At 63.3% G+C, this 22,968-nt stretch carries 25 protein-coding genes and 2 pseudogenes; 24 read left to right on the top strand and 3 right to left on the bottom strand.

What is annotated here, in order from left to right; genetic code table 11:
* Positions 1–102: 102 nt before the first annotated feature.
* Both B5X82_RS23485 and B5X82_RS27365 read left to right on the top strand, forming a co-directional pair.
* A complete protein-coding gene (locus B5X82_RS23485) occupies positions 103–966 on the top strand; it encodes an ArdC family protein (RefSeq protein WP_020818728.1) in 864 nt (287 codons plus the stop codon).
* Positions 967–1,292: 326 nt separating this feature from the next.
* The gene (locus B5X82_RS27365) at positions 1,293–1,697 is read left to right on the top strand and encodes a zincin-like metallopeptidase domain-containing protein (protein ID WP_377266453.1); all 405 of its coding nucleotides are present in this window, start codon (positions 1,293–1,295) and stop codon (positions 1,695–1,697) included.
* Here the strand turns inward: B5X82_RS27365 and B5X82_RS23475 are convergent.
* Positions 1,586–2,512, bottom strand: coding sequence for a PLP-dependent cysteine synthase family protein (locus B5X82_RS23475; protein ID WP_020819407.1), 927 nt, complete (start codon positions 2,510–2,512; stop codon positions 1,586–1,588). The genes B5X82_RS27365 and B5X82_RS23475 overlap by 112 nt on opposite strands.
* Before the next feature lie 164 nt (positions 2,513–2,676).
* Between B5X82_RS23475 and B5X82_RS23470 the strand changes: the two are divergent.
* From B5X82_RS23470 to B5X82_RS23445, 6 genes and pseudogenes are all read left to right on the top strand, one after another.
* Positions 2,677–2,946: pseudogene (locus B5X82_RS23470) on the top strand (DUF6927 domain-containing protein); the annotation flags it as partial.
* A 612-nt stretch (positions 2,947–3,558) separates the two neighbouring features.
* Positions 3,559–5,481 carry a reverse transcriptase domain-containing protein gene (locus B5X82_RS23465; RefSeq protein ID WP_020819409.1) on the top strand — a complete coding sequence of 641 codons (1,923 nt, stop codon included), beginning with the start codon at positions 3,559–3,561 and terminating at the stop codon, positions 5,479–5,481.
* A gap of 20 nt (positions 5,482–5,501) precedes the next feature.
* Positions 5,502–5,843, top strand: a pseudogene (locus B5X82_RS23460) (DUF6927 domain-containing protein); the annotation flags it as partial.
* Positions 5,844–5,875: 32 nt separating this feature from the next.
* Positions 5,876–6,082 (top strand): hypothetical protein, encoded by a 207-nt coding sequence (locus tag B5X82_RS23455; RefSeq protein WP_020819411.1) that lies wholly within the window; start codon positions 5,876–5,878, stop codon positions 6,080–6,082.
* A gap of 118 nt (positions 6,083–6,200) precedes the next feature.
* The gene (locus B5X82_RS23450; protein ID WP_020819412.1) at positions 6,201–6,680 is read left to right on the top strand and encodes a hypothetical protein; all 480 of its coding nucleotides are present in this window, start codon (positions 6,201–6,203) and stop codon (positions 6,678–6,680) included.
* A 53-nt stretch (positions 6,681–6,733) separates the two neighbouring features.
* Positions 6,734–7,240 (top strand): thermonuclease family protein, encoded by a 507-nt coding sequence (locus tag B5X82_RS23445; protein WP_020819413.1) that lies wholly within the window; start codon positions 6,734–6,736, stop codon positions 7,238–7,240.
* Positions 7,241–7,275: 35 nt separating this feature from the next.
* Here the strand turns inward: B5X82_RS23445 and B5X82_RS23440 are convergent, their stop codons facing one another.
* A complete protein-coding gene (locus tag B5X82_RS23440; protein ID WP_020819414.1) occupies positions 7,276–7,770 on the bottom strand; it encodes a hypothetical protein in 495 nt (164 codons plus the stop codon).
* Positions 7,771–7,798: 28 nt separating this feature from the next.
* On the opposite strand from B5X82_RS23440, the gene B5X82_RS23435 reads away from it, so the two are divergent.
* The 3 genes from B5X82_RS23435 (at position 7,799) to B5X82_RS23425 (ending at position 11,145) form a co-directional block, all read left to right on the top strand.
* A complete protein-coding gene (locus B5X82_RS23435) occupies positions 7,799–8,833 on the top strand; it encodes a deazapurine DNA modification protein DpdA family protein (RefSeq protein WP_020819415.1) in 1,035 nt (344 codons plus the stop codon).
* A 61-nt stretch (positions 8,834–8,894) separates the two neighbouring features.
* Entirely contained in the window at positions 8,895–9,539 is a 645-nt protein-coding gene (locus B5X82_RS23430) for a hypothetical protein (RefSeq protein ID WP_020819416.1), read from the top strand.
* 259 nt (positions 9,540–9,798) lie between these two features.
* The gene (locus B5X82_RS23425; RefSeq protein ID WP_025160947.1) at positions 9,799–11,145 is read left to right on the top strand and encodes a hypothetical protein; all 1,347 of its coding nucleotides are present in this window, start codon (positions 9,799–9,801) and stop codon (positions 11,143–11,145) included.
* A 233-nt stretch (positions 11,146–11,378) separates the two neighbouring features.
* Here B5X82_RS23425 and B5X82_RS23420 read toward each other — a convergent pair whose 3' ends face one another.
* Positions 11,379–12,377 carry an IS110 family RNA-guided transposase gene (locus B5X82_RS23420; RefSeq protein ID WP_020819418.1) on the bottom strand — a complete coding sequence of 333 codons (999 nt, stop codon included), beginning with the start codon at positions 12,375–12,377 and terminating at the stop codon, positions 11,379–11,381.
* A gap of 72 nt (positions 12,378–12,449) precedes the next feature.
* On the opposite strand from B5X82_RS23420, the gene B5X82_RS23415 reads away from it, so the two are divergent.
* The 13 genes from B5X82_RS23415 (at position 12,450) to B5X82_RS23360 (ending at position 22,960) form a co-directional block, all read left to right on the top strand.
* On the top strand, positions 12,450–12,689 hold the full coding sequence (locus B5X82_RS23415; protein ID WP_020819419.1) for a hypothetical protein: 240 nt from the start codon (positions 12,450–12,452) through the stop codon (positions 12,687–12,689).
* Positions 12,682–12,957, top strand: coding sequence for a hypothetical protein (locus B5X82_RS26495; protein WP_025160948.1), 276 nt, complete (start codon positions 12,682–12,684; stop codon positions 12,955–12,957). The genes B5X82_RS23415 and B5X82_RS26495 overlap by 8 nt, the downstream gene beginning before the upstream one ends.
* A gap of 4 nt (positions 12,958–12,961) precedes the next feature.
* On the top strand, positions 12,962–13,132 hold the full coding sequence (locus B5X82_RS26865) for a hypothetical protein (RefSeq protein WP_020819421.1): 171 nt from the start codon (positions 12,962–12,964) through the stop codon (positions 13,130–13,132).
* 98 nt (positions 13,133–13,230) lie between these two features.
* A complete protein-coding gene (locus tag B5X82_RS23405; protein ID WP_025160949.1) occupies positions 13,231–13,497 on the top strand; it encodes a hypothetical protein in 267 nt (88 codons plus the stop codon).
* 192 nt (positions 13,498–13,689) lie between these two features.
* Positions 13,690–15,030 (top strand): ferredoxin reductase family protein, encoded by a 1,341-nt coding sequence (locus tag B5X82_RS23400; protein ID WP_020819423.1) that lies wholly within the window; start codon positions 13,690–13,692, stop codon positions 15,028–15,030.
* A 9-nt stretch (positions 15,031–15,039) separates the two neighbouring features.
* On the top strand, positions 15,040–15,507 hold the full coding sequence (locus B5X82_RS27130; protein WP_021224254.1) for a hypothetical protein: 468 nt from the start codon (positions 15,040–15,042) through the stop codon (positions 15,505–15,507).
* A 63-nt stretch (positions 15,508–15,570) separates the two neighbouring features.
* A complete protein-coding gene (locus B5X82_RS23390) occupies positions 15,571–17,715 on the top strand; it encodes a TonB-dependent receptor (RefSeq protein WP_020819425.1) in 2,145 nt (714 codons plus the stop codon).
* A 372-nt stretch (positions 17,716–18,087) separates the two neighbouring features.
* The gene (locus B5X82_RS23385; protein ID WP_021223103.1) at positions 18,088–18,420 is read left to right on the top strand and encodes an energy transducer TonB family protein; all 333 of its coding nucleotides are present in this window, start codon (positions 18,088–18,090) and stop codon (positions 18,418–18,420) included.
* 78 nt (positions 18,421–18,498) lie between these two features.
* Positions 18,499–19,200, top strand: coding sequence for a VIT1/CCC1 transporter family protein (locus tag B5X82_RS23380; RefSeq protein ID WP_020819427.1), 702 nt, complete (start codon positions 18,499–18,501; stop codon positions 19,198–19,200).
* A 71-nt stretch (positions 19,201–19,271) separates the two neighbouring features.
* Positions 19,272–20,006, top strand: a complete 735-nt coding sequence (locus tag B5X82_RS23375; RefSeq protein ID WP_020819428.1) for a cytochrome b/b6 domain-containing protein — start codon at positions 19,272–19,274, stop codon at positions 20,004–20,006.
* A gap of 85 nt (positions 20,007–20,091) precedes the next feature.
* Positions 20,092–20,769 (top strand): winged helix-turn-helix domain-containing protein, encoded by a 678-nt coding sequence (locus B5X82_RS23370; protein ID WP_020819429.1) that lies wholly within the window; start codon positions 20,092–20,094, stop codon positions 20,767–20,769.
* Positions 20,766–21,782, top strand: coding sequence for a sensor histidine kinase (locus tag B5X82_RS23365; RefSeq protein WP_020819430.1), 1,017 nt, complete (start codon positions 20,766–20,768; stop codon positions 21,780–21,782). The genes B5X82_RS23370 and B5X82_RS23365 overlap by 4 nt, the downstream gene beginning before the upstream one ends.
* 53 nt (positions 21,783–21,835) lie before the next feature.
* Entirely contained in the window at positions 21,836–22,960 is a 1,125-nt protein-coding gene (locus tag B5X82_RS23360) for an efflux RND transporter periplasmic adaptor subunit (protein ID WP_020819431.1), read from the top strand.
* Positions 22,961–22,968 lie beyond the last annotated feature (8 nt).

Genomic DNA, 22,968 nt, shown 5'->3' with positions numbered 1-22,968 from the left:
GCTTCGCTGCGGCCCTGACGGGTGCGCGAGCCCCCCTGTGCCCGGCGCGAACGGGCCTCCGCCGCCGGGGATGGTCCCCGGCGCGAGAACGGAGAACAGATCATGTCAGCCTCACCACGTGTCGACGTCTATGCTCGCGTCACGCAAGCGATCGTCGACGCCATCGAAGCCGGCACCGGCACCTGGCGCATGCCATGGCATCATTCTGGCGCCGACGTCACCCGCCCGACGAACGTCGCCAGCGGCAAGCCCTATCGCGGCATAAATACGGTCTCGCTCTGGGCAGCCGCCTATGGCAGCGGCTATGCGAGCGGCGTCTGGGGCACCTATCGCCAGTGGCAGACGCTCGGCGCGCAGGTCCGCAAGGGCGAGCAGGCCAGCCTCGGCGTCCTCTGGAAGGAGTTTCGCGCGAAGGATGACGACGCCGGCGACGATGACGACCACCGCCGGCTTTTCGCCAAGGCGTTCAGCCTGTTCAACGCCGATCAGGTCGATGGCTATGCGCCCGAACCGGGGCCGGACCTGCCCGAGAGCGAACGCCTCGCCGCCGCCGAAGCCTTCATCGCCGCCCTCGGCATCGATACCGTCTACGGCTCGGCCAGCGCCTATTATCACATCGCCGAAGACCGCATCCACATGCCGGATTTCAGCGCCTTCCACGATGCCCACGGCTTCTACGCCACCCATATTCACGAGGCGGCTCATGCCAGTGGCGCAGCTCACCGGCTCGACCGGGATTTCAGCGCCAAGTGGACCAGGCACGCGCTCGCCATGGAGGAAGCGACCGCCGAACTGACCGCATCGTTCCTGCTCGCCGATCTTGGGATCGCGCACGAACCGCGACCCGATCACGCGGCCTATATCGCCTCCTGGCTGCAACTGCTCAAGGACGAGCCCCGCGCGATCTTCACCGCGGCGAGCAAGGCGCAGGCAGCGGCCGACTGGATGCACGCCCGTCAGCCATGATCCAGCAGCGACCAAAGCCGAGCGGCCGATCCCTCGCGGGCTCGGCCGCTTCGTCGCGCACGGCGATGCGCGGGCTTCGCCCGCTCACCAGCGGACGCCGCTGGCGCGGCGGCGCTGATTTCTGGGCCTCCCTCGATGCGGGTCTGGTCGGCGCTCCCTGCTAGGCCCGCCACGGCGCGCCGCAAGCCCGGCTTCGCCGCGCTGCTCCATTGCATTTCGCCCCTCCGGGTGCGGCCCCCCGCTTGCGCGGGCCTCTCCGGTCGTTCTCGCCGCCCACCCCCGCCTCGGGGGAGCCATGGGGTTTTTAGGCAGTGCAGGAGGCACCGATGGTTTTCACCTTTCAACCGCCATTTTTCGCTGGACTGTCAGGATATTGCGCCGAGATCGGGGCGGGGCTCTGCTGTGCTGACCTTGGTCTGCCCAACGTCCTCCATGACAGTCATGCGAGCTATGTGGCGCATTGGCTCGGTATCCTCCGCGGCGACAAGACCGCGATCATCCACGCTGCCGCCAAGGCTGAACAGGCTTTCGCGTATCTCAAAAGCTTCGGCGCGGCGAGCAAGGCGCAGCCGGCAGCCGACCGGATGCACGTCCATCGGGGCCACCCCCACGCCGAGGTTCAGTATTTCAGGCCGGTATCACAAAGCACCGTTGCCACGACGGCATCAGCCGTCAACCGCCCCGATGCCAGCAGCTTTGCCGCGGCGCAGACGTTCGCAGCGGCAGAATAGCCGACGTACAGGCCCTCGCGATGGGCCAGAGTACGCCGCCACTCTTCAGCTTCATCATCGCTGATGCCGACACTCATATCCATCAGCGACGGATCCCAGTGCGGCGGAACCGTGCCATAACCGATGCCCTGGAGTTTATGCCGGGCGTCGAGCACCGGTTCTCCGGCCAGCGGCCGCGCGTTCAGCGGTTCGACAGCGGCGCAGACCGTACCGGGATTGGCGCGCTTCAACGCCTTTGCAACGCCCACGAAGGTGCAGCCCGTGCCGACCGCTGCAACCCATCCGTCGACCGGGCCACCGAACTGCGCCAGGATCTCCGGGCCTGTCGTGGTCTCGTGCGCTGCGATCCCCTCTGCAGCGTTGAACTGATCGACGTAGAAACCGTCACGCGCCCGGGCGATCGCGCAAGCCGCCTGTGCGGCAGCATTGACATCGGAACCCGTCACCTGGCCCGGGCTTCCATCCACCTGGGCGATGAGCACCACTTCGGCGCCGAGTCCTTCGAGCATCTTCGCTCGCGCCGGACTGTTGCCTGCCGACATCGTGACGACGAGGGGATGGCCGAGCGCGGCGCATGCCACCGCCAGTCCGGCGCCCATGTTTCCGCTCGTCATTTCCACGACCGGCATTCCCGGCTTCAGCCGGCCATCCTCTCTTGCGGCAAGCAGGATCGCCTTGGCGGCACGGTCCTTCACACTTCCCCCGGGCAGCAGGAACTCGGCCTTGGCGATGATGCGACCAGGACCCGTGTAGATGCGATCCAGTGCGATCAAAGGCGTGCCGCCGATTATCTCAATGGCCGACGCGGCGAGCATGACTTCTCCGACAATGACGGGTGCGGAAGGTCACATCCGCACGACATGAAAATACTGCGACTTTGATACGCGGGCGTTCGCCTGCTGACCAGCGCTCGCGGCCCGACGATCCTCAAACCGGAAACGGCCAGCGGCCGGTTTCCTTCCTCAAGAAAGGACTCATCATGGGATGGCTCTTCATGCCCTTTACGTCGATGGGCGGCCACAAGACCGCCAAATCCTATCTCGACGCGCAGCTTACCTACGAAAACACGCTCGAGGACGGCACGAAACGCGGCCTCAGGGTGCTCGCGTCCTCCTGTCCGGGAAATCGGACCTATTACGCCGCAGCCCAGGAAATCGTGGACGGCATTGCCGGCAACGTTTTCGCGGTAGTGTGCCTGGTGCGCTGGAATCCACGCTCGCGCGATGGCCACCAGTTCGGGTACAAGGATAGTGCGCCGTTGCGGCGCTGAAATGGAGTATCAGTGATGATGAGGTAAGTTGAGAATGCCTCTGCTCGCCGGACTAACCTCGGGCCTCACAAGGTCTGAAATCCCGAAAGGGACGGGGAACAATAGCATGTTCGGAAAAGGCCAGATGCGTCTTAGTCGCAAATGGAGGCGATGACGGTCAGGGCAAGGTGCGTATGGTGAAGGCTACACTGCTTAAATCCCAGTCTGCAGCAATCTATATAGCGATACTGGCGAAAGCGACTGTCACGCCAGGTCCGGATGATGACAGCGGTCTCATGTCTTGGCCGCCTGTTTCTCAGCCCATCCGGTGCGCCTCTCGTCGAGGGGTTTAGTGGACGAACGGGACACCTAACCGCGCCGCATCTCCATTCAGCGTAACTACGGGATGCCCTAAACAGGCGGCTTCTGCCGGCCTGCATGGGTACGGAGCCGCCATATTACTCAAATGCCCGGGGTAATGCCCGGGACATCGACCTCTTCGGAGGCGGCGGTGCAACTGTATAAGGTCTCGAGCGATCGGGCCGAAAGCGGGGAAGACCGGGGGAAGGGCGGCAGCTGTGATTCTTCAACCACCGATCATGGGGTGTGCTGATGCTGCCAGAAACTGTGAAAGGCCGGTTGGAGGCCATTCCGGCGCTCGTTGCGTCGGGCAAAAGGGTGAATGGACTCTATCGTCTGATGGGGTCTCGCCTCCTTTGGGAGGAGGGGCTCCAGAAGATCGGATCCAACAAGGGTGCGATGACGCCGGGTATTGACGGCGAGACCTTCGCGGACTTCGGACCGGAAGACCTCGACCCGATTATCGCCAGCGTGACGGCAGGGACCTATGATCCCAAACCAGTGCGTCGGGTGTTTATCCCGAAAGGCAAGGGCAAACGGCGTCCGCTGGGCATTCCCACGCGCGACGACCGCCTCGTTCAGGAAGTGGCGCGGCAACTGCTCGAACGGATCTATGAACCGGTGTTCTCGAACGCCTCCCATGGATTCCGGCCGGGCCGGTCGTGTCATACGGCGCTTGAACACGTCAAAGCCGTATGGACGGGGGTGAAATGGCTCGTAGATGTGGATGTCGCGGGGTTCTTCGAGAACATCGACCACGACATCCTCCTGCGGCTGTTGCGGAAAAGGATCGATGACGAGAAATTCATCGGCTTGATCGGCAGCATGCTTAAGGCGGGTGTTATGGAAGACCGGGTTCACACCCGGACCTACAGCGGCACTCCGCAGGGCGGTATCGTCTCTCCAATCTTGGCCAACATCTACCTCCATGAACTCGATATGTTCATGGCGGAACGGATCGCGGCTTTCGAGAGGGGGAAGGTCCGTGCCACGAACCCGGAATATGGGCGACTGGCTGGGCGCATCCAGAAACAACGGAAGCGCGTCACCATGCTGCGGGCCAAAGACAATGTCGACGAGGTGAAGGTTGCGGCCTCCTTGGCCAAAATCCAAACCTTACTGCCGCAAAAGCGGTCCATCCCGTCGAGAGACGCGATGGACCCCGGTTATCGCCGACTTCGTTACTGTCGCTACGCGGACGACTTCATGATTGGGGTTATCGGTAGCAAGGAGGATGCACGAAGCGTGTTCGCCGAAGTCAGGGCATTCCTGACCGAGGCGCTGGCGCTCACGGTGTCCGAGGAGAAAAGCGGTATCCGCAAGGCGAGCGATGGAGCCGCCTTCCTTGGATATGAGGTCCGCACATATACGACACGCCAACGGGTTGTCCGGAGCCGACAAGGTTCCGTCAGCTTCCTTCGTAGGCCGCCGTCGGAAGTGATGCAGCTGCATGTCCCTTGGGAGAAGGTCCACGCGTTCGCTTCTGCAAAAGGTTATGGTGATCTGTCGGTGTTGAAGCCGCGTCATCGTAGCCTGCTGCTCAGCTGCAGCGACGTTGAGATCGTCCTAGCTTACAACGCCGAATTGCGGGGTTTTGCGAACTACTATGCTCTCGCCAAGGATGTGAGCTTCAAGCTGAACAGGCTTGAGTTTCTCCAGCGGTGGAGCTTGTTCAAGACCTTGGCCAGCAAGCACAAAACCAATGTGCGAGCGGTCTTGGCCCGCATGAGGACGGGGCAGGAATTCACCATCGGCTACGACGTCGATGGCCAGCCCCGATCGGTCAAAGTCTGGAAACTGGCTCATCTGAAACGTGATCCGGCCACCTCGTCCAGGATTGATATCCAGCCTTGGACGCAGGTGTTCACCCACTCACGTACGGACTGGGTTGATCGTCAGAATGCCAAGCAATGCGAGGCTTGCGGTCGATCCGATGTTCCGTGTCAGGTGCACCATATCCGGGGGATGGCCGATGTTTCGCACCGCGGTTTTGTCGTGAGAATGAAGGTGGCACGCGCCCGCAGGACGGTGGTCCTGTGCGAGCAATGCCACTGGGATACTCACAGAGGCCGCCTGCCCGATCTACGGCAAAGTGATGGTTCGTCACAGTGGAGAGCCGCATGCGGTGAAAGCTGCACGTGCGGTTCGGCGGGGGGATCAGGGCTGACTCCATGAGCAGCACCAATCCTACCCGACTGACCGAAAATATGGGGCCATGCGAGGCCGACTGCCCCGCGGCGATCCTCGATCTGCTGAGCCCGACCGAGCATGAATATGCGCTCGATTGGCGCGCACGTTGCCGGGCGAACCTTGCGCACCGCGCGCGCAAACTCGCGGACGGGGATCGCATCCGGCTTCCCGAGCCGGTGACCTTCACCGACGGTAATGTCGCGCAGGAGTTCGTCGTCTGCAAGCGCGGCCGGAGGCTCGTGCTTCGCGATCCGCAGAATGGCTGCTTCTACCGGATCAGTCGCCTCATGACGCGCGCCTGGGTGGTCGTACCGGTCACCAAGATCCACAAGACGCTGTTTGCATGAGCGTCAATCCTCGAGGAGAAAGGGATCAGGTCATGACGACGGCCATCGACAGGCGTTGTCTGTCTCCCAAACGCCAGTTGCTCTGCAGCCGCGAGAATGCCCTGCGCGTCGCCAGCCGGATTTTCGATCATTCGCAGGGTAAGGTAAGCATCCTGCGCACTACCGATCCGCTGCAGCCTTTCCGCATCTCTACCGACCCTGCGTCGTCGGGCCTGATCGTCCTCGAGATGGTCGCCTGAAGCCCTCTCCATTCATGTCTTCCGGAGCAAAGCCCATCCGCATGCTGACCGCCGCTGCAACGCAGCCAGGCCCATGATCCCGCCGCTCGCGACCCATGGCAAGAGGGAAGGGGGATGAATGACGGTGTTCTCCAAGCTGGAAGGATCCGCCATGGACACTAACTTTTACATTACCGCGCGGTCTTCGAAATTCCCCCTCGACTACGCACACAGCAGGGAGGACGCAGCCGCGCTGCTCGCGCGTCACCGCGATCGCCATCCCGACGCTGTTGTCGAGTCCACCAACGCCTATTTCGAACGCACGCGCGCCGAAACATTGGCGTCATTTCCTCTCAGCCGGATCACGCAGCGTTTCTACGACGCTATGCTGGGCGTTCTCCCGCCACAATATATCAAGGGCGTTGCGGGCTTCTTTCTCTCCGAAGCGGCGACCCAGAACATCCACGCCCAGTTCATCGTGCATGGCGGCTGCACCTACGGTGGTTACGCGGACCTGGCGCGCGAATCCCGCAAGATCTGGACCATTGCCGACGTCCTTGAACTCGAAAGCCGGGCCGGCGCGCGCACCTTGACGTTCGACTGGTTTCCTGGGGACTGAACTTCGTGTTCGACGCAATGGAAAAGATCAGCGCCCTTTGTCATAGACATCGAATGTATCGTTTTCTGTGTTTCCTATTCCTTGTCTCCGCATGCGACGTCCGGGGTGCTCCCGTCAATGAGCCGGGGTTTACCGCATCCGCTCGCGCGCTCGATGGCGACACGATTGCAGCCGATTTCCGTCTCCTTGGTGTCGATGCGTTCGAGCGCCGTCAGCTCTGTGAACGGGCGCGGTCGTGCTGGGAATGTGGCAAGGCGGCTCAGGATCATGCCGCGCGGATTCTGGGCGAAGCCGACGCCCAAATCCGGCTCACCAACCGCTCGAGCTATGGTCGGCCGGTGGCGACTGTGACCGTGAAAGGCCGCGATCTCGGAGAGACGCTGATCCGCGCGGGTCTCGCCATTCCCCAACCCCAATTCCTGAAAACCGATCCGGCGCGTGCGAAGCAATATACCGAAGCCTTTGCCGCCGCGCAGCGAAACAAGGCTGGCGCGTTCGCTGGCCAGTGGATCGAGCCGGCTCGGTGGCGGCGCGGCGACCGCCTCGCTTGTGAGCGGTGATCTCCAAGGCTGGAGCGGCGTACCGCGCGGTCCCGTCAGGCAGTGAGGCCGGGATCGGCCCACCAGGAACGGCCTTGCCTGAAGTTCTCGGTTGAGGCGACGACAGGGCCATCCGGTTCGTCAGCTACATAAGGCGAGACCAGCGGACGTGCCCTGATTTTCCGGCGGTGGATGCTGCCCGCGACGCGGCCGCGCGCTTCGAGCAGCTCTTCGAGCCACATCAGATCGTCGAGCATCTCGACGATGCCGCGGCCAGCGAGGCAGAAATAGATGCAGCGCTGGAAATCGTCGCCTGCCGGATTGCTCAGGATGGACGCGAGCTTGCGCTTGCCGCCCGTCTCACCCTCATGGACCCAGGACATCGCCTCGCGCAGTTCGCGCACCGAATAATAGGCATCCTCGACATGCATACCGATCGCCGCATTGGCCAGCATGCGGCGGGTGGGGCGGTTTTGATCGTCAAGCGCGGCATCGCGCAGCGTCACATCGAGATCGAACGGTTCAAAATAGCGGGCGGCCTGCTCGGTCATTAAAAATCTCCCTTGAATGGAACATAACATGAACAATTATCCGGTCAAGTCACGCTCGATCGCTGTCATGGTGGGACTGCCGCACCTTGCTGATGGGGTGCTCCTGCGGCGCGCCCGACAGCTTCAGCAGCCCGTCCTGATTTCCGCCAATGCCCTGTCGCGCTGGTCGACGAAGCGAGGTTGGCGCGAATGGGCCGGCTGGACGACGCGGCCACTCATGAATGCGCATGGTCTTCGCAGCCTCAGCCTCGACAGCGCGGGGTTCAGCGCAATGGTCACCTATGGGCGCTATCCCTGGACGGTCGATGATTATGTCGGCCTGGCCGCAGCCTATCCATTCCGCTGGTGGGCAAGCCTCGACTATTGCGTCGAGCAGGAAGTGGCCAGCGATCGCAACGAGGTGCTCGACCGCATGTCCCGTACCATCCGGGCCAACATCGAATGCCGGCTGCGCGCTGAAAATGCCGGGATCGATGCGACCTTCATGCCGGTCATTCAGGGACGTCATCCCGGTGATTATGAACGCTGTGCAGTGGCGCTCGCGCATATGATCGAGCGCGCCGGGCTTGTCGGTGTCGGCAGCATGTGCCGGCGCCCTGTCCATGGCGCGGATGGACTGATCGCCGTCGTTGATCGTCTCGACCAGGTGCTGCCAAGGCAGACCCGTCTGCATCTCTTCGGCGTCAAGGGCGCCGCCATCCCCTATCTCACCGCCTTCGCCCATCGTATCGCCTCGATCGACAGCCAGGCCTATGGGGTCAGCGCGCGCATCGCCGCGCGACGTTGTGGTCAAGCCAAGACCGACCGCTTGGTGGCGGACCATATGACGCAGTGGTTGCTCAGACAGCATGCTCGCCTTGATCGGCCTTCGCGACAGTTGCCGGTGCAACCTGAGGTGCCGCCACCTCCCGAACCGGCAGACCCCTGGGAGCGGGTGATCGCACAGGCGCGCCGCGAGATACGCGATCTCATCGAAACCGGCGATCTCGACCATGACGAGATGACGGCCCTGTGGACCGAGCAATGGGCAGCGGACATCTACGGCGCAGCATCAGCGGACTGAAGGTGAGGAGAGGGGGAACGGAGGTGTGAGCGGCCGAACCGCTCGAGACCCGGAGACTCTCATGAATTATGATCTCGCCTTCCGCTACAGTCAGGCTCTCGATCCCAGCGCGCTGATCACGATCGGCACGGCGCTGCATGCGATCCACGCCGCCATCACCGATTGCCGCAACGCCGGCATCGATCTCGAACGTGATCCGGCGGTTATTCTGCTTGCGCGCCATCTGGGGACGGTGTGCGAAACGCGTGCACCGGACGCGGATCTGCGGCGCGACTGCATCGCGCGGATCGCCGAGCTGCGGAACCGGCCGGTTCTGAAGACGCTCGCCTATCGCGGCGTTGCCCATGACGAGCCCGCCAAGCGCCTGTTTCATTCGGAGGGGCGCGCCGCCATGCGCCGCCTGGCCGACGCCCTCGCGCTCGACGAGGGCAGTTTCGATATCCGGTCCAACAAGGGTGGTCCCGCCGTGTCAGGCGAAGTGACGCTGCACGGCGAGGATGTCTGGGTGCAACTCTCGCTCGGCCTCTCCGGTCCCGATCGGGAAGTGTGCTTTCGCAAGGTGCAGGGCCGCGACGATCATCTTGGAGACCGTAATTGTTGGGCGTCAATCCGCGAACTTGTCGACCCGGGCCGCTTCGCCGCACGAATCCGGCGGGAGCTTCGCTTGTCCACATCGCAGCCCGTTGTTCCCCGTCTCGTCGCCTGAACGAAGGCGATCATGCGCATTCTTTTCGTCCGCGTCAGGATCGGCGTCCAGGAGTCGGGCTATTCCTATCGCCTCTATATACCTTTCACGGAAAGTTCGTTCGAACGGCAAGCGTTGATCTCGGTGCATTCCGATTTCGGGCGCGGGCTTGCGCGCGCGTATGCCAGTTGTGGGTGTGATCGAGAAACTGTCGGAGCGGTACGCTGTCCCCTCCGACCATCGCCGCCACGTCTCCTGGGATTCGCATCGAAGGAGACCGATGATGTCAGAGCCGTTTGACCCCGCTGACACCGACGCATGGATTGCCCATGGTCGAAGCCCGGTACAAGCAGCGGCGCTCGCTGATGCCTGGCGCCGCTTCCCGGACCTTGCGAACGATTCCCCACTCGATCAGCGCATGGCACGTATGCGCGAGCGTGTCACGGCACTGCGGCCGGTGATGGAAGCGATGGCGCACATGGTCGAGGCGGAACGACAGGCCCGCAATTTCGCCTTCACCGCAAGACGAGTCGCCGAGGGACGGGGGGATGATCGCGATCGTGCCATTCTGCGCGCGCGCGATCTCCATGGCCATGACTGGGATCGATCGGTCCGCTATGCCGATGGCTGGTATGCCGCGCATGCGGGCTGGGATCCCGAATGCCGCAAGCCTGGCCCACTCGATGCGGGCGCCGAAGCCTATGATCACGGCTTTTGCGATGGTGGCGGCAACCGCGATGACCTCTTCGACACCGCGCGCCGCGCCTTGATGGTGGATCGCACACCAACGTCTTCGGCCATTTTGCCCGCGCGGCCTCGTCCCAGCGAATGGCTCAAGCCGACTGACGTGCCGCGGCCGGCACGCTGGCATCGTCGCCTCCTCCTGATCGGTGCGCCCGAAGCCGGACTGGTCGCCGCGCCGGCAAAAACGGCCCTGCTTCGTCCGGCTCTCGATTCCTGCTCGGGCTGCGGGGAGGCGACCATCGTCGTCATTTCCGGAGCCGGTTTTCACCCTCTCGATAGAGCCGATACGGCGCTGCCCCTCGGTGGTCCCGAAGCACTGGAGGTACTCGCGTCCGATCGCGCACTCCAGGCCTGCTTGCGGGCGCTGCTCGGTGATCGCGACTTTGATGACATCCTTGTCGCTGCCCAAGGGTATTATCTGGCTTTGCTCGATGCACATGCTGCAGCGCTTCCGCTTTGCCGGACAATGGAACGAACGCGGAACACCGCGCTCCAGCAACGGACGCACTTTCGTATCTGGCTCGACCGTGGGTTTCTCGCGGGCCAGACGGTCGGGGCAGGCCACATTCGTTGGGGCAAGGCCGTCAATGGCCTGACGGGCCGGCTCGGAGAATTTACGGCCCGTTATGCCGGCAAGCTTCCCCCGCGCGGCCACCGCATCGTCATCGAAACCGCCGACGGTAAGCCTGCCGCGGGCTTCGTCACGGCGCGAGGCGAGCCATTGGCATGGGAAACCGTCATCGCAAATCGCGCCCGTCTGCGCAGCACGATGGCAGCGCGCCTGCGGGCATTCGGCGGTGCAACGCGGCTGGCATGGCCAAGGCCAGCAAACACGTCAATCCAGGGAAGGAACGATTCTATGGACGCCTCCCGCGCAAGGTAGTTTCTCGATGTTGCTCCGGCATTGGATGCGTGAATCTATCCGGCCTGTTGATTGAGGTGTTTTCGCCCCTGGCCATGATGGGAATCCGCGCGGTTCAGTGCCTTTTAAGATGAGCGGCCTCGAGGGCCATCGTTCCTTACAGGCTGTGAAGCGGCGGTCCGTGCCGTTACACCATCAAGTCTTCACCTCGCATTTGTAACCTCTGATCAGATTGCGGCCCGCTGCCCGAACGGTCACGCCATTTTGTAACTTTCGCCGCTTCGCAACATCGCCCAGGCCATGCGAGCAGTCTTGTTTGCCATGGCGACGAGTGTCTTGTTGTGGCCTGCCCTTGATTGCAGTTCCTGCGCCCATTTTGAACGCCGGTCGTCATGCTTGGCGATCCGCAGCAACGCAGACCGTGCACCATGTATCAGCTGGCGCCTCAGGTAATGATTGGCTCTGTTCCCGATACCACCGAGCCTTGGCTTTCCGCCGGTCGTGTATTGTCGCGGAACCAGTCCAATCCAGGCAGAAAGGGCTCGGCCGGATGCGAAGTGTCGGCCATCGTCAATTGCGGCGATGAGGGAGGTTGCGACAATCGGTCCTACCCCCGGCAGCGTAGTCAGACGTTTGCAACGATCGTCTCTCCGGCAGATATCAACCAGCATGTCATCCAGAGTGGATACTCTGGCATCCAAGTCGCGATACTCCTCGACGAGCTTCAGGAACAGGTCCTTCGCCAAGTGCGATAGTTCGGCAATTTCGATCATCTTGTCGACCTGCAGCCGGAACCGGGACGCACCTGCCGGCATGACGACGCCATACTCGGCCAAAAGACCACGAGTGTGATTGATCAACGCGGTGCGCTGCACGATCAGTCTGTCACGCGTTCGGTGCAGAGCTTGCAGATCCTGCTGTTCGACGCTCTTCAGCGGCACGAACCGCATGGTTGGCCTGTTGGCAGCTTCGAAAATGGCTTCGGCATCAACCGCATCATTCTTCGATCCCTTCACGAATGGCTTGACGAAACGCGGATGGATCAGGCGAACGGCATAACTCAGCGCCTCGAAGACGCGGCCCCAGTGGTGTGAACTGGCGCAGGCTTCCATCGCGACCGACTGCGGTTGCAATCTGGTCACCGCATCGACCAGCTTTGCCCTGCTAACCTTCCGCGAGATTACCTCACCTTCGCAAGTGATCCCGTAGATGTGAAAAGACTGCTTGCCCAAATCGATCGCTAGCATTTGCATGTGATGAACTCCTCTTCCCGGTCGCTGTGGCAACATGCTCGGCCCGCTTGCGGGAGGCGTCCATCCCATAAGATGAAAATCCGAAAGGTGACTATTGGCGTCACGCTGTTGATGCATGACAGCGATGAGGATCGCCTCTCGACCATGAGCCTCGCCCGTATCGGCGAGGAAATGGACTTCGGTGACATGGTTGGCGCCTTCGCCATCACATCCGCCGACGATGTCCCACCCCATGCCCTGCAGGCTGAACTCACCGCGCTCGGCAACGACGGCACCTTCTTTGACGACAGGATGGAGCACGCAGATGACTGACGGATCGTCCATGACGAAAGCATGCACAGTCGCCGCAGTGCTGTGCGAGTTGCTCGAGACCCACATGCAGGCATGCGACGTGGGAGGGCGGCCGTCAGGGGATCACCACCATCATATCGTCTCGGCTGTGCATGGAACCCGTGCTGACGTGGAAATCCTCTCCAGCTGTGAAAATGAAGACGGTGTCGAGATCGGGTTGACGCTCAATGATGGCGCCACCTTCCGGATACAGGTTGAGAGCCTGTCCGCATCTCCTGGTCAGGAATAGCCCCATGACCGAGGACGAATTCGATCAACTCGTTGATGATGCGACGCATGCAGTCAACAATCTAATCCCGGATCTCTATCTCGACGGCATGGGCGACACTGCCCATAGCGGTGTGCTTTACGCGATCAATGATGCCCTCAGCACTATATTGCGGGACGTCATCGAACCCCGCTGATGACTTCGGCCTCGATCGGGGCTGACGATGTCGGCCGTGCGCCAAGGCATCTGGGCCTGTCACCCGCGATCATTCCAATGCCTCAAAGGGAGATCAGCATGTCTGCGCCAACCCATTTCGTTCACGTCTATGCCACCGTGCGCGTCAAACTGGGCGTGACCGCACATGACCAGTTTGCAGCAATGAAGGAGGCAGATCGCCTTCTCTTTGCCAACGGTTTCGGTGTTCGTCTGATTCCGAGTGCTACAGGAGTGCTTGAAGCGGACTACGCCGAAGAAGTGTCCGGCTATCTTGTCGACGAAGCGGGCGACCACGAATACGACCGGAGCCGGACCTATGCTGCCGATGGTGCACCCATTTCGTGAAATATGTCACGCTGCGAGGCCTGACACTATCGAATTTGGGTAATGCTCGTCAGGCTTTCGTCAGACTTGTCGGCGATGTTCGCATGCGCCGAGCAAGGGGTTCTGCCTTCTTGTCCGAAATCAATCCCACAGCTGGGCCGATCGCTACAGGGCGAAGGGAACAATTGACGCAAGGGCCGGACAAGGATCGAAATGCGCAACCTGCGACTGACATTCTGGGGCCTGGCCGCCTTGGTCACCATGTTGTGGCTTCTTGCGGACCTGTCCATATTCCGGTCGTCCGGCTTTTTCGCGATCCGCAGCGCGGCGGTGCAGTATAGCGGCGCGCTGGCGATCGCCTGCATGAGCGTCGCGATGATGCTCGCCATCCGCCCCCGCTGGCCCGAACATGGGCTGGGCGGACTGGACAAGATGTATCGTCTCCACAAATGGCTCGGCATCGCGGCACTGGTCACGGCCATCGCGCACTGGCTGTGGGCGAAGGGTCCGAAATGGGCCGTGGGGTGGGGCTGGCTCGAACGACCGTCGCGTGGCCCGCAACCGCCCGCAAGCAATCCTGTCGAGGCCCTGTTCGCCAGTCTCCGCCACACGGCGGAGGGTCTGGGCGAGTGGGCCTTTTATGCCGTGGTTGCGCTGATCGCCGTCGCGCTCATCCAGCGCATTCCCTACCGCTTCTTCTATCGAACGCATCGGCTTCTGGCGCTGGCCTATCTCGTGCTGGTCTTTCATGCCGTGATCCTGACGACGTTCAGCTACTGGCTGTCTCCGTACGGCCTCACGCTGGCGGCGCTGCTTGCTTGCGGCACCGGGGCGGCGATCCTCATTCTGTCGCGCCGCGCAGGCCGGGACCGGCAGGTGCCGGGCAGGATTGCCGCCATCCACCATTATCCGGGCGTGCGGGCGCTCGAGACCATCGTCGACATGGGGGAGGGGTGGCCCGGCCACCGACCCGGCCAGTTCGCCTTTGCCGTGTCGGACCCGGCCGAAGGGCCGCATCCCTATACCATCGCGTCCGCCTGGCGCGAGGATGAGCGGCGGATCACCTTCATCACCAAGGGACTGGGGGATCATACGCGGCGCCTGCCCGAAAAACTCCATGTCGGCCAGGAGATCAGGATCGAGGGGCCTTATGGATGCTTCACATTCGACGATGATAGCGCCCGTCAGATCTGGATCGGTGGCGGGATCGGTATCACGCCGTTCATCGCCCGCATGAAGTATCTGGCCCAGAGTCCCGAAGGCGCGCGCGCGGAGATTGATCTCTTCCACTGCACGGCCGAAGTCGACGAGGAGGCTCTGGGCAAGCTGCAAGCGGATGCGGCGGCTGCCCATATTCGCCTGCATGTTCTGGTCGATGCACGCGATGGCCGCCTCGATGGCGAGCGAATACGCGCCGCCGTGCCGGAATGGCGGGAGGCGAGCCTCTGGTTTTGCGGCCCCCTTGGATTTGGTGAAACGCTGCGCCGGGACTTTGCCGCGCTGGGCTTTCCGGTAGCGAAACGTTTCCATCAGGAGCTGTTCGCGATGCGCTAAGTCAAGGCGATGTATGCGAAAAAATCCGACTTGTCACCTCGACATCAGCAGGACCGATTTCTAAAGACCGCTCCCGTGACCATGATCCGCTCCTTCCTTGCCCGGCATCGCTGGCTGGCCATCTGGCTGGCCGGGGCCGCGCTCATGCTGAAGGTGCTGGTGCCGGCCGGGTTCATGCCGACCGTCTCTTCGGGTACGATATTGGTCCAGCTCTGCTCGGGCCAGGGTCCGCAAACGGTCATGATGGAGCTTCCGGGCAGGTCCGGCGATCATGATCCCGCGGATCACAAGCAGGCCGACATGCCTTGCGCTTTCTCGGGTCTGTCGTCGCCGGCGCTCGCCGCCGCCGACCCGATCCTGCTGGCGCTCGCCATTGCCTTCATCCTGGCGATGGGCTTTCTTGGCCTATCTTTCGCCCTGCCCGGTGCCTCGCCATTTCTGCGGCCTCCGCCAATAGGACCGCCAACAGCCGCCTGATCCCTTTCGCCGTTCGTTTTCAACGGCGCGCGGACCGCCGCGCGCCCGGATCAGGATCCATCCATGTCTGTCATTTCCAAAGCCGCGAGCGCGGCTGCAATATTCTATGGCCTGTCGGCCGCGAGTGCCTTTGCGCAGGATACACAGGTTCTTCCGTCCATCGGGATCGATTCCGAGGATCGCCCTGCCGGTCCCGTGTCGTCCGAGATCCTTTTGCGTGACAAGGTCGCACCCCTGCAATCGGGAACAAGCGATACGGCGGCGCTGATCGGCCGCCTGCCGGGGGGCAGCAGCTTCGGCGCCGGTGGCTTTTCCAGCCTGCCGGTGATCCGGGGCCTCGAAAGCCAGCGGCTGACCATATTGGTCGACGGCGTGCCGATCGACATCGCCTGCACGAATGCGATGAACCCGCCTTTGTCCTACACCGATCCGCAGACGATCGACGCGATCAGCGTCATCACGGGCGTGACGCCGGTCAGCATGGGCGGTGACAGCATCGGCGGCGCGATTTCGGTGGAAACCCTGACACCGCGCTTCGCCAAGGCGGGCAAACGATTGCTGACGGGCGAACTGTCCACCTTCTACCGCAGTAACGGCGACGGCTTCGGCGGCGCACTTTCGATCACGGCGGCAAGCGACCGGCTCAGCCTCAGCTATGCCGGTTCCTTCACCCAGTCCGACAATTACAAGGGCGGCGGCCGTGACGGCACCGTCCGTTCGACTGAATACAAGAAGACGGACCATGCGCTGAGCCTGGCCGCGCAGACCGATATCGGGCTGTTCGAACTGAAGGGCGGCTACCATTTCTCGCCGTACGAGGGCTTTCCCAACCAGTATATGGACATGACATCCAACAAGAGTTGGTATCTGAACGGTCACTGGAAGGGCGCCTTCGACTGGGGCGATCTGGACCTGCGCGCCTTCTATCGCGACACCGATCATCGGATGAACTTCCTGGCGGACAAGGGCGGCACCGCGACCGGCGGCATGCCCATGAACACCGAGGTTCATAGCGCCGGCTATACGCTCAAGGGCGACATTATGCTGTCCAATCGCGACACGCTGCGTCTCGGGAGCGAATTCCACCACCAATGGCTCAATGATTACTGGCCGGCGGTCGCGGGCCACATGATGATGGGGCCCAACACCTATATCAATGTGAACGGCGCGAAGCGCGACCGGCTTGGCACCTTTGCCGAATGGGAGGCGAAGTGGACGCCGCAGCTCACCACGCTGGTCGGCGTGCGCAACGATCAGGTCTGGATGAACACCGGCGAGGTCCAGCCCTATTCCACCTCGATGATGAATATGGCCGACGCGATGGCGGCCACCGCGTTCAACGCCGCGGATCGCAAACGGCATGACAGCAACTGGAGCGCCACGGCCCTTGTCCGCTATGCGCCGAGCGATCAGGCGACGCTCGAATTGGGCTATGCGCGCAAGAGCCGTTCACCGGGCGTCTATGAGCGCTACAGCTGGGGACGCGGTTCGATGTCGAGCCGGATGATCGGCTGGTTCGGTGATGGCAACGGCTATGTCGGCGATCCCACCCTGAAGCCCGAAAGGGCTGATACGATAAGTGCCGCGGTCAGTCTGAAAGGCGCCGGCGCCAATGGCTGGACGCTCAGGATCGCACCCTATTACACGCGCGTCCATGATTATATCGATGTCGTGAAGCTGGCCGATTTCACCAATATGATGGGCACGCCGACGGGGTTCGTGCAGCTTCGGTTCGCCAACCGCGAAGCCGAGCTATATGGCGTCGATGTCTCGGGTTCGCTTGCGCTGTGGCAGTCGTCATCGGCCGGCACGGCGAAACTGACCGCAACGGCAAGCTGGTTGCGCGGGCGCAATCTGGACGACGGCGGGTCGCTCTACCATCAGATGCCGTTCAACGCGACGTTTGCGCTGGAGCATCGGCTCGGGGGCTGGGAGAGCGCGGTCGAACTGACGGTCGTGGCGGACAAGAACCGGGTCGACGCCACGCGCAACGAACCCCGAACGGACGACTATGCGCTCGTCAATCTTCGGACCGGCTATGCCTGGGGCAATTACCGGCTGGGCCTGGATGTCCAGAACCTGTTCGACAAGGGCTATGATCTGCCGCTGGGCGGCATGTCGCTCGGCGATTACAAGGCGACCGGCGACTTGCGGCCGGTGCCTGGTCGTGGCCGCTCCTTCAACATCGGCCTGACTGCGAAATTCTGAGGCATGGCCGCCAGTCCAGCATACCGGCTGGCCCAGGCGAGCGATACGAGGGCTTTCGGGTTCCTCGTGTCGCTTGCCCTGCATGCGGGTGTTCTTGCGGCCTATGGCCTGTGGAGCCACAGTCCGCGTCTAATCCCCGAAAGGCGGGAGGAACCCCGCACGGTCACGATCATGACGCTGCCTTCGCTCGAAACCGAACAGCCGTCTGCCCGCCGGCCGAAAGCCGCCCCCAGACCGGCAAATCAGCTGACGCCCCCCAGTACAACGCCAGCGACACGCGCGCGGCAAGGGCCGCAGGCGTCGCCCGACCGGCCTGCCTCCGATCAGGCTGCCTTGACGCTACCTGTCGCACCGTCGCCCTTGCCTGCCCGCATGAACGTCGACATGCCGCATCCCCAACCTGCTTCGCCGCAGGCTGCGTCATCAACGCTCAGCACTGCGCGTGCGGCCTATCTTCGGCGGTTGTGGGAATGGATTGCCGCCAGACGCCCGGCGGGCCTTCATCTTGAGGGTGAGGCGCTGATTAATTTTTCCATCGGTGCTGACGGCGCCTTGCGCGAGATCTCGCTCGCGCAATCCAGCGGCAATGCGCAGCTTGACCGGCTCGCCCTTCGCACGGTTCGCCTGGCGGCGCCCTTTCCGCGCCCGCCTGAAAGTCTCGGCGTGGGAACGCTCGATTGCGTCCTGCCTTTCCATTTCAATTAGCGCCGGAAATCACATTGCGTCAGGAGCTGGTCAGCAAATGCGGTCATGGTCTTGTGCCGACCCTTGGCTGGAGGACCCATGACCCGCTTGCACGCTCACCCCGAACGACATGCGGTATCACGTATCGGCTGGCTCCGCGCGGCGGTCCTTGGCGCCAATGACGGTATCGTTTCCACAGGAAGCCTCATTGTCGGCGTCGCCGCTTCGGGAACGGACCGATCAGGCATCCTCGTTGCCGGCATCGCGGCGCTTGTCGCCGGCGCCATGTCGATGGCCGCCGGCGAATATGTCTCGGTCAGCTCGCAGGCCGATACCGAGAAGGCGGACCTCGCCCGCGAAACGGCGGAACTGACAACGCAGCCCGGGCTCGAGCGGCAGGAACTGGCGGACATCTATATGGCGCGCGGCCTGGACCCCGATCTTGCGCTCAAGGTTGCCGACCAGCTCATGGCGGACGATGCGCTTGGGGCGCATGCCCGCGATGAGCTGGGAATTTCCGACATATCCACGGCGCGGCCGTTGCAGGCGGCATTCACATCCGCCGCGACGTTCAGCGCCGGGGCGATCATGCCGCTGGCGGTGGTTGCCGCCGCGCCGGGACAGCAATTGATACCGCTCGTCGTCGCCGTTTCGCTTCTGTGCCTCGTGCTGCTCGGGGCGCTTGGCGCGAAGGCGGGCGGGGCCCCTGTCATGCGGTCGATCGTCCGCGTCACGTTCTGGGGCGCCCTGGCGATGGCGTTGACGGCAGGCGTGGGCAGCCTGTTCGGAGCGGCTGTCTGACGTGATCGCTGCCCCGCGTTCGTCAGCGCGCCGTCAGCAATCTCTCTTATGGCCAAAGGCCAAGGAGACAAATGATGCTCATGGCAAAAACGAGCTACAGTGATAGTTTCAGGGTTTGGGATGCCCCGCTCAGGCTTTTCCACTGGCTGCTGGTCGCGGCGATCACGATTGCCTTTTTGTCCTCGGAAGGAGACAGCGGAATCGCGGACTGGCACATGGCGGCAGGCTGGACCGCCGCTGTCCTGCTTGTCTTTCGTCTTGTCTGGGGGTTTATCGGCGGCGAGCATGCGCGTTTTGCCAATTTCGTGCGACCGTCACGCCTTCTGTCCCACGTCCGGGAACTTGTGACGGGTCATCCACAACGCACGATCGGGCACAATCCGCTGGGGGCGCTCGCTGTTCTGGCCATGCTCATTGCAACCGGCGCGGTGCTGTGGACCGGCATCCAGGTCGACGCGGGGCAGGCCGACGAGGATCTTCATGAGGCGATTGCCTATGGCCTGCTGGCGCTCATCGGCGTTCATGTCGCAGCGGTGGTCCTGATGTCCGTCTTCACCCGCGAAAATCTCGCGCGCGCCATGGTTACTGGCCGCAAGAGCGTCGCTCTGCACCCTGGCGCCCACGATGCCCGTCGGCCGGCCGTCGTCGCGGTGCTGCTGGCCGTCCTGGTGATCGGGATGACGGTGTTTGGCATCCTGCGCTACGATTCCGCGGCGTTCAGTGCGCAGTCGCACGGCGAGGCAAAGCAAGGGCATGAAATCGAAGGTGGAACAGCCGTTCAAGGCGAGGATAATGACCGGGATTGAGACGGCCTCTTTCGATCCCCGCGCGGGACTGGTCAGATTGCAGGGCGGGAATTGAGGCGGGATCGTGCTAGGAAAGCCGGCATAGATGCGCGTTCTTGTCATAGAGGATAATGACCGGCTGGCGAAGCTGGTTGCGGACGGCCTTCAGCGCCGGGGCTTTTCGTGCGACATCGCCACGACCCTGTCCGATGCGGACAGCGCACTGGGTGGCGCGGTCTATGACGCGATCATACTCGATCTCGGCCTGCCGGACGGCGATGGCGTCGCCTGGCTGGCGAACCGTCGCCAGTATCGGCAAATGCCGCCCGCGATCATCCAGACCGCGCGCGGCGCGCTGGAGGACCGGGTCACGGGGCTTGACGCCGGCGCCGACGATTATGTCGTCAAGCCTGTCGAGATCGATGAACTGGCCGCGCGCATTCGCGCGTTGCTCCGCCGCCCCGGCCCGCGCGCGCAACCTGTGCTGGAAGCGGGCTGCCTGCGGTTCGACACGGCGGCGCGCACGGCGCACTGCGGGGACTACGCCATCGATCTGTCCCGCAGGGAGGCCGACCTCCTGGAATTGCTGCTACGGCGGGCGGGAACCGTCGTCCGCCGCGAGACGATCGAGGATGCGCTCTACAATTTCAACGAGCCGGTGACGCCCAATGCCGTGGAAGCGGCGGTCTCCCGCTTGCGCCGGAAGCTGGACGAGGCTGGTGCCACTGGCGCGCTCCACACCATCCGCGGCGTCGGCTATATGCTGAAGGATGTCGCGGCGTGACCTATCGGCGCTCCGTGTCGCGCAAACTTGCGCGAGGGCTTGCTCTCGTCGGCCTTGTCGGCACCATCTTGTTGCTTGCAGCGGTCGTCTTTTTCTACAGCCTGACATTCGACGATCTGACGGCGCAGGACGCGCTGATCAAGGCCGTGCGCGAGATGCTGGAGCATGTCGCGCTTCCACTGGTCGTGCTGATGGTGCCCGTCGCCTTCGTCGTGCGGCGCGTGATCCGACAGGCTTTTGGCTCCCTTGAGGAAGCCGCAACCGCGATCGAGGCCGCGCGTGGGCACGAACGCGGCTTTCGCATAGACACGTCCCATCTGCCGGCCGAAGCCCTGCCGTTCACGGATGCCGTCAATGATCTGCTCGGCCGGCTTGACGACGCCGCCATGCGCCAGGAAGCCTTTGCCGCCGATGTCGCGCATGAACTGCGCACGCCGCTCGCGGTGCTGTCGCTCGAATTTGACCGGCTCGACCATGACGACTCCGCGCGCCTGAAGCATGACGTCGCCGCGATGCGTCGCCTGATCGACCAGCTCATGCTGCTGGCCCAAATTGACGCCGCATCCGCCGCGCAATTCCCGCTGGAATCCGTGTCCCTTGTCGAGATCGCCCGCGATGTCGTCAGCCTTCTGGCGCCAGGCATCATCGCGGAAGGGAAAGCCATCACGCTCGATGCAGGTAGCGGGCATCCCGTGGCGCGGGGCCGGCGCGAAGCGATCGCCGCCGCCTTGCGGAACCTCATCGAGAATGCTGTCCGGGTGACGCCAACCGGGAGCACGGTGACCATAAGGGTTGGCCCAGATCCGGTGATCGCGGTGGGTGACGGCGGAGAGGGCCTGTCGACCGATCGGCTTCGCGAACTTGTGCGGCGGCATAGCCGGGCGGACCATGCCAGCACCAACGGCGCCGGGCTTGGTCTGGCGATCGTTGACCGGATCATGGCGGCGCACGGTGGAGAGCTGACCACCGATCCTGTCGCGCGGGAATTGTCATTGCACTTCCCCGGCGCCTGATCGCATTTTGGCCTCGTCAGGGTCTCGTCAGTTTCGCGCACTAGGCGAAGCCCATGTCGAAGCGGAACTATCTCCTTGCCGGCGTTGCCGTCATTGTGCTGGTGCTTGGTGTCTGGTGGTTTGCCGGATCCGGCACGGCCCCTGAGCCCAGCCTCCAACCCGCTGAAGCCGGGAAAGCGGCGCCGGGCATATTGCCGGTTGATCGCAAACAGGCCGCGCAGCTCGGTATCCGCCTTGTGCCCGCCATCGCCGCGATTGAAGCGCCCATCGCCGTCATTCCGGCGGTGATCCAGCCGCCCGCCAACGCGCGCGTGGCGGTGGCCGCAACGTTTCCCGGCGTGGTCATGCGGACGCTGGTGGTCGAAGGTGATACGGTCCGGCAGGGCCAGCCGCTTGCGATCATTTCCAGCCGCGATGTGTTGACCATGGGGGCCGACCTCACCCGCGCCAATGCGCGGGCGGGCGTGGCGCGGTCGAACGCGGCCCGGCTCTCGCAGCTTGCCCGCGAAGGCATCATCGCTGGCGCGCGCGCCGATGAAGCCAATGCGCTGGCGGCCGAAGCGGGCGCGGATGTCGCCGAAAAGGCGCGCATCCTCAAAATGGTCAATGGCGTGGGCGCGAGCGGCACTTATACGCTGACCGCGCCGATCGCGGGGCGCGTCACGACCGCCAGCGTCCAGACGGGCAATCCGGTGGACGGAACCACCGCGCCTTACGTGATCGACGCCGCCAACCGCTATGAGGTTGTCGGCCAGTTGCCCGAACGGCTCGTCGGCACGGCCCGCCCGGGCATGACCGTATTGATCGAGCCCGACATCGCCGGCCGGGTCACGGCCGTGGGGTCGACGATAGACCCTGCCACCCGCTCGGTCGTTCTCAAGGCCGAGATTCCTGCCGGGCCGGGCATCATCGCCGGCCGCGCGACCAGCATGTCGCTGTCCGGCCCAGCCCCGGCCGGTGCCGTCAGCGTGCCTTCTGGTGCGATCGCCATGATCGGGGACAAGACTATCGTCTTCGTCGCCACTGGCGGCGGATATGCGATCCGCGACGTAACGCTGGGTGGATCTGGGGGCGGTTCCGTCGAGGGACAAACCGTGCTGCTTTCAGGCGTCAGGCCGGGCGAGCAGGTGGTCATTTCCGGCACGAGCGCACTCAAGGCGCTCGCCTTGTCGCGATAGGTCCGGGC

The sequence above is a fragment of the Rhizorhabdus histidinilytica genome, assembly GCF_900167915.1.
Lineage (GTDB): Bacteria > Pseudomonadota > Alphaproteobacteria > Sphingomonadales > Sphingomonadaceae > Rhizorhabdus > Rhizorhabdus histidinilytica.
This window is presented reverse-complemented; position numbering and strand designations above follow the sequence as displayed.

What these genes read in the sequence shown, in the direction of transcription:
- B5X82_RS23485 (WP_020818728.1), top strand. Translation starts at nt 103, where the DNA reads ATGTCAGCCTCACCACGTGTCGACGTCTATGCTCGCGTCACGCAAGCG.
- B5X82_RS27365 (WP_377266453.1), top strand. Translation starts at nt 1,293, where the DNA reads ATGGTTTTCACCTTTCAACCGCCATTTTTCGCTGGACTGTCAGGATAT.
- B5X82_RS23475 (WP_020819407.1), bottom strand. Translation starts at nt 2,512, where the DNA reads ATGCTCGCCGCGTCGGCCATTGAGATAATCGGCGGCACGCCTTTGATC.
- B5X82_RS23465 (WP_020819409.1), top strand. Translation starts at nt 3,559, where the DNA reads ATGCTGCCAGAAACTGTGAAAGGCCGGTTGGAGGCCATTCCGGCGCTC.
- B5X82_RS23455 (WP_020819411.1), top strand. Translation starts at nt 5,876, where the DNA reads ATGACGACGGCCATCGACAGGCGTTGTCTGTCTCCCAAACGCCAGTTG.
- B5X82_RS23450 (WP_020819412.1), top strand. Translation starts at nt 6,201, where the DNA reads ATGACGGTGTTCTCCAAGCTGGAAGGATCCGCCATGGACACTAACTTT.
- B5X82_RS23445 (WP_020819413.1), top strand. Translation starts at nt 6,734, where the DNA reads ATGTATCGTTTTCTGTGTTTCCTATTCCTTGTCTCCGCATGCGACGTC.
- B5X82_RS23440 (WP_020819414.1), bottom strand. Translation starts at nt 7,770, where the DNA reads ATGACCGAGCAGGCCGCCCGCTATTTTGAACCGTTCGATCTCGATGTG.
- B5X82_RS23435 (WP_020819415.1), top strand. Translation starts at nt 7,799, where the DNA reads ATGAACAATTATCCGGTCAAGTCACGCTCGATCGCTGTCATGGTGGGA.
- B5X82_RS23430 (WP_020819416.1), top strand. Translation starts at nt 8,895, where the DNA reads ATGAATTATGATCTCGCCTTCCGCTACAGTCAGGCTCTCGATCCCAGC.
- B5X82_RS23425 (WP_025160947.1), top strand. Translation starts at nt 9,799, where the DNA reads ATGATGTCAGAGCCGTTTGACCCCGCTGACACCGACGCATGGATTGCC.
- B5X82_RS23420 (WP_020819418.1), bottom strand. Translation starts at nt 12,377, where the DNA reads ATGCAAATGCTAGCGATCGATTTGGGCAAGCAGTCTTTTCACATCTAC.
- B5X82_RS23415 (WP_020819419.1), top strand. Translation starts at nt 12,450, where the DNA reads ATGAAAATCCGAAAGGTGACTATTGGCGTCACGCTGTTGATGCATGAC.
- B5X82_RS26495 (WP_025160948.1), top strand. Translation starts at nt 12,682, where the DNA reads ATGACTGACGGATCGTCCATGACGAAAGCATGCACAGTCGCCGCAGTG.
- B5X82_RS26865 (WP_020819421.1), top strand. Translation starts at nt 12,962, where the DNA reads ATGACCGAGGACGAATTCGATCAACTCGTTGATGATGCGACGCATGCA.
- B5X82_RS23405 (WP_025160949.1), top strand. Translation starts at nt 13,231, where the DNA reads ATGTCTGCGCCAACCCATTTCGTTCACGTCTATGCCACCGTGCGCGTC.
- B5X82_RS23400 (WP_020819423.1), top strand. Translation starts at nt 13,690, where the DNA reads ATGCGCAACCTGCGACTGACATTCTGGGGCCTGGCCGCCTTGGTCACC.
- B5X82_RS27130 (WP_021224254.1), top strand. Translation starts at nt 15,040, where the DNA reads ATGTATGCGAAAAAATCCGACTTGTCACCTCGACATCAGCAGGACCGA.
- B5X82_RS23390 (WP_020819425.1), top strand. Translation starts at nt 15,571, where the DNA reads ATGTCTGTCATTTCCAAAGCCGCGAGCGCGGCTGCAATATTCTATGGC.
- B5X82_RS23385 (WP_021223103.1), top strand. Translation starts at nt 18,088, where the DNA reads ATGAACGTCGACATGCCGCATCCCCAACCTGCTTCGCCGCAGGCTGCG.
- B5X82_RS23380 (WP_020819427.1), top strand. Translation starts at nt 18,499, where the DNA reads ATGACCCGCTTGCACGCTCACCCCGAACGACATGCGGTATCACGTATC.
- B5X82_RS23375 (WP_020819428.1), top strand. Translation starts at nt 19,272, where the DNA reads ATGATGCTCATGGCAAAAACGAGCTACAGTGATAGTTTCAGGGTTTGG.
- B5X82_RS23370 (WP_020819429.1), top strand. Translation starts at nt 20,092, where the DNA reads ATGCGCGTTCTTGTCATAGAGGATAATGACCGGCTGGCGAAGCTGGTT.
- B5X82_RS23360 (WP_020819431.1), top strand. Translation starts at nt 21,836, where the DNA reads ATGTCGAAGCGGAACTATCTCCTTGCCGGCGTTGCCGTCATTGTGCTG.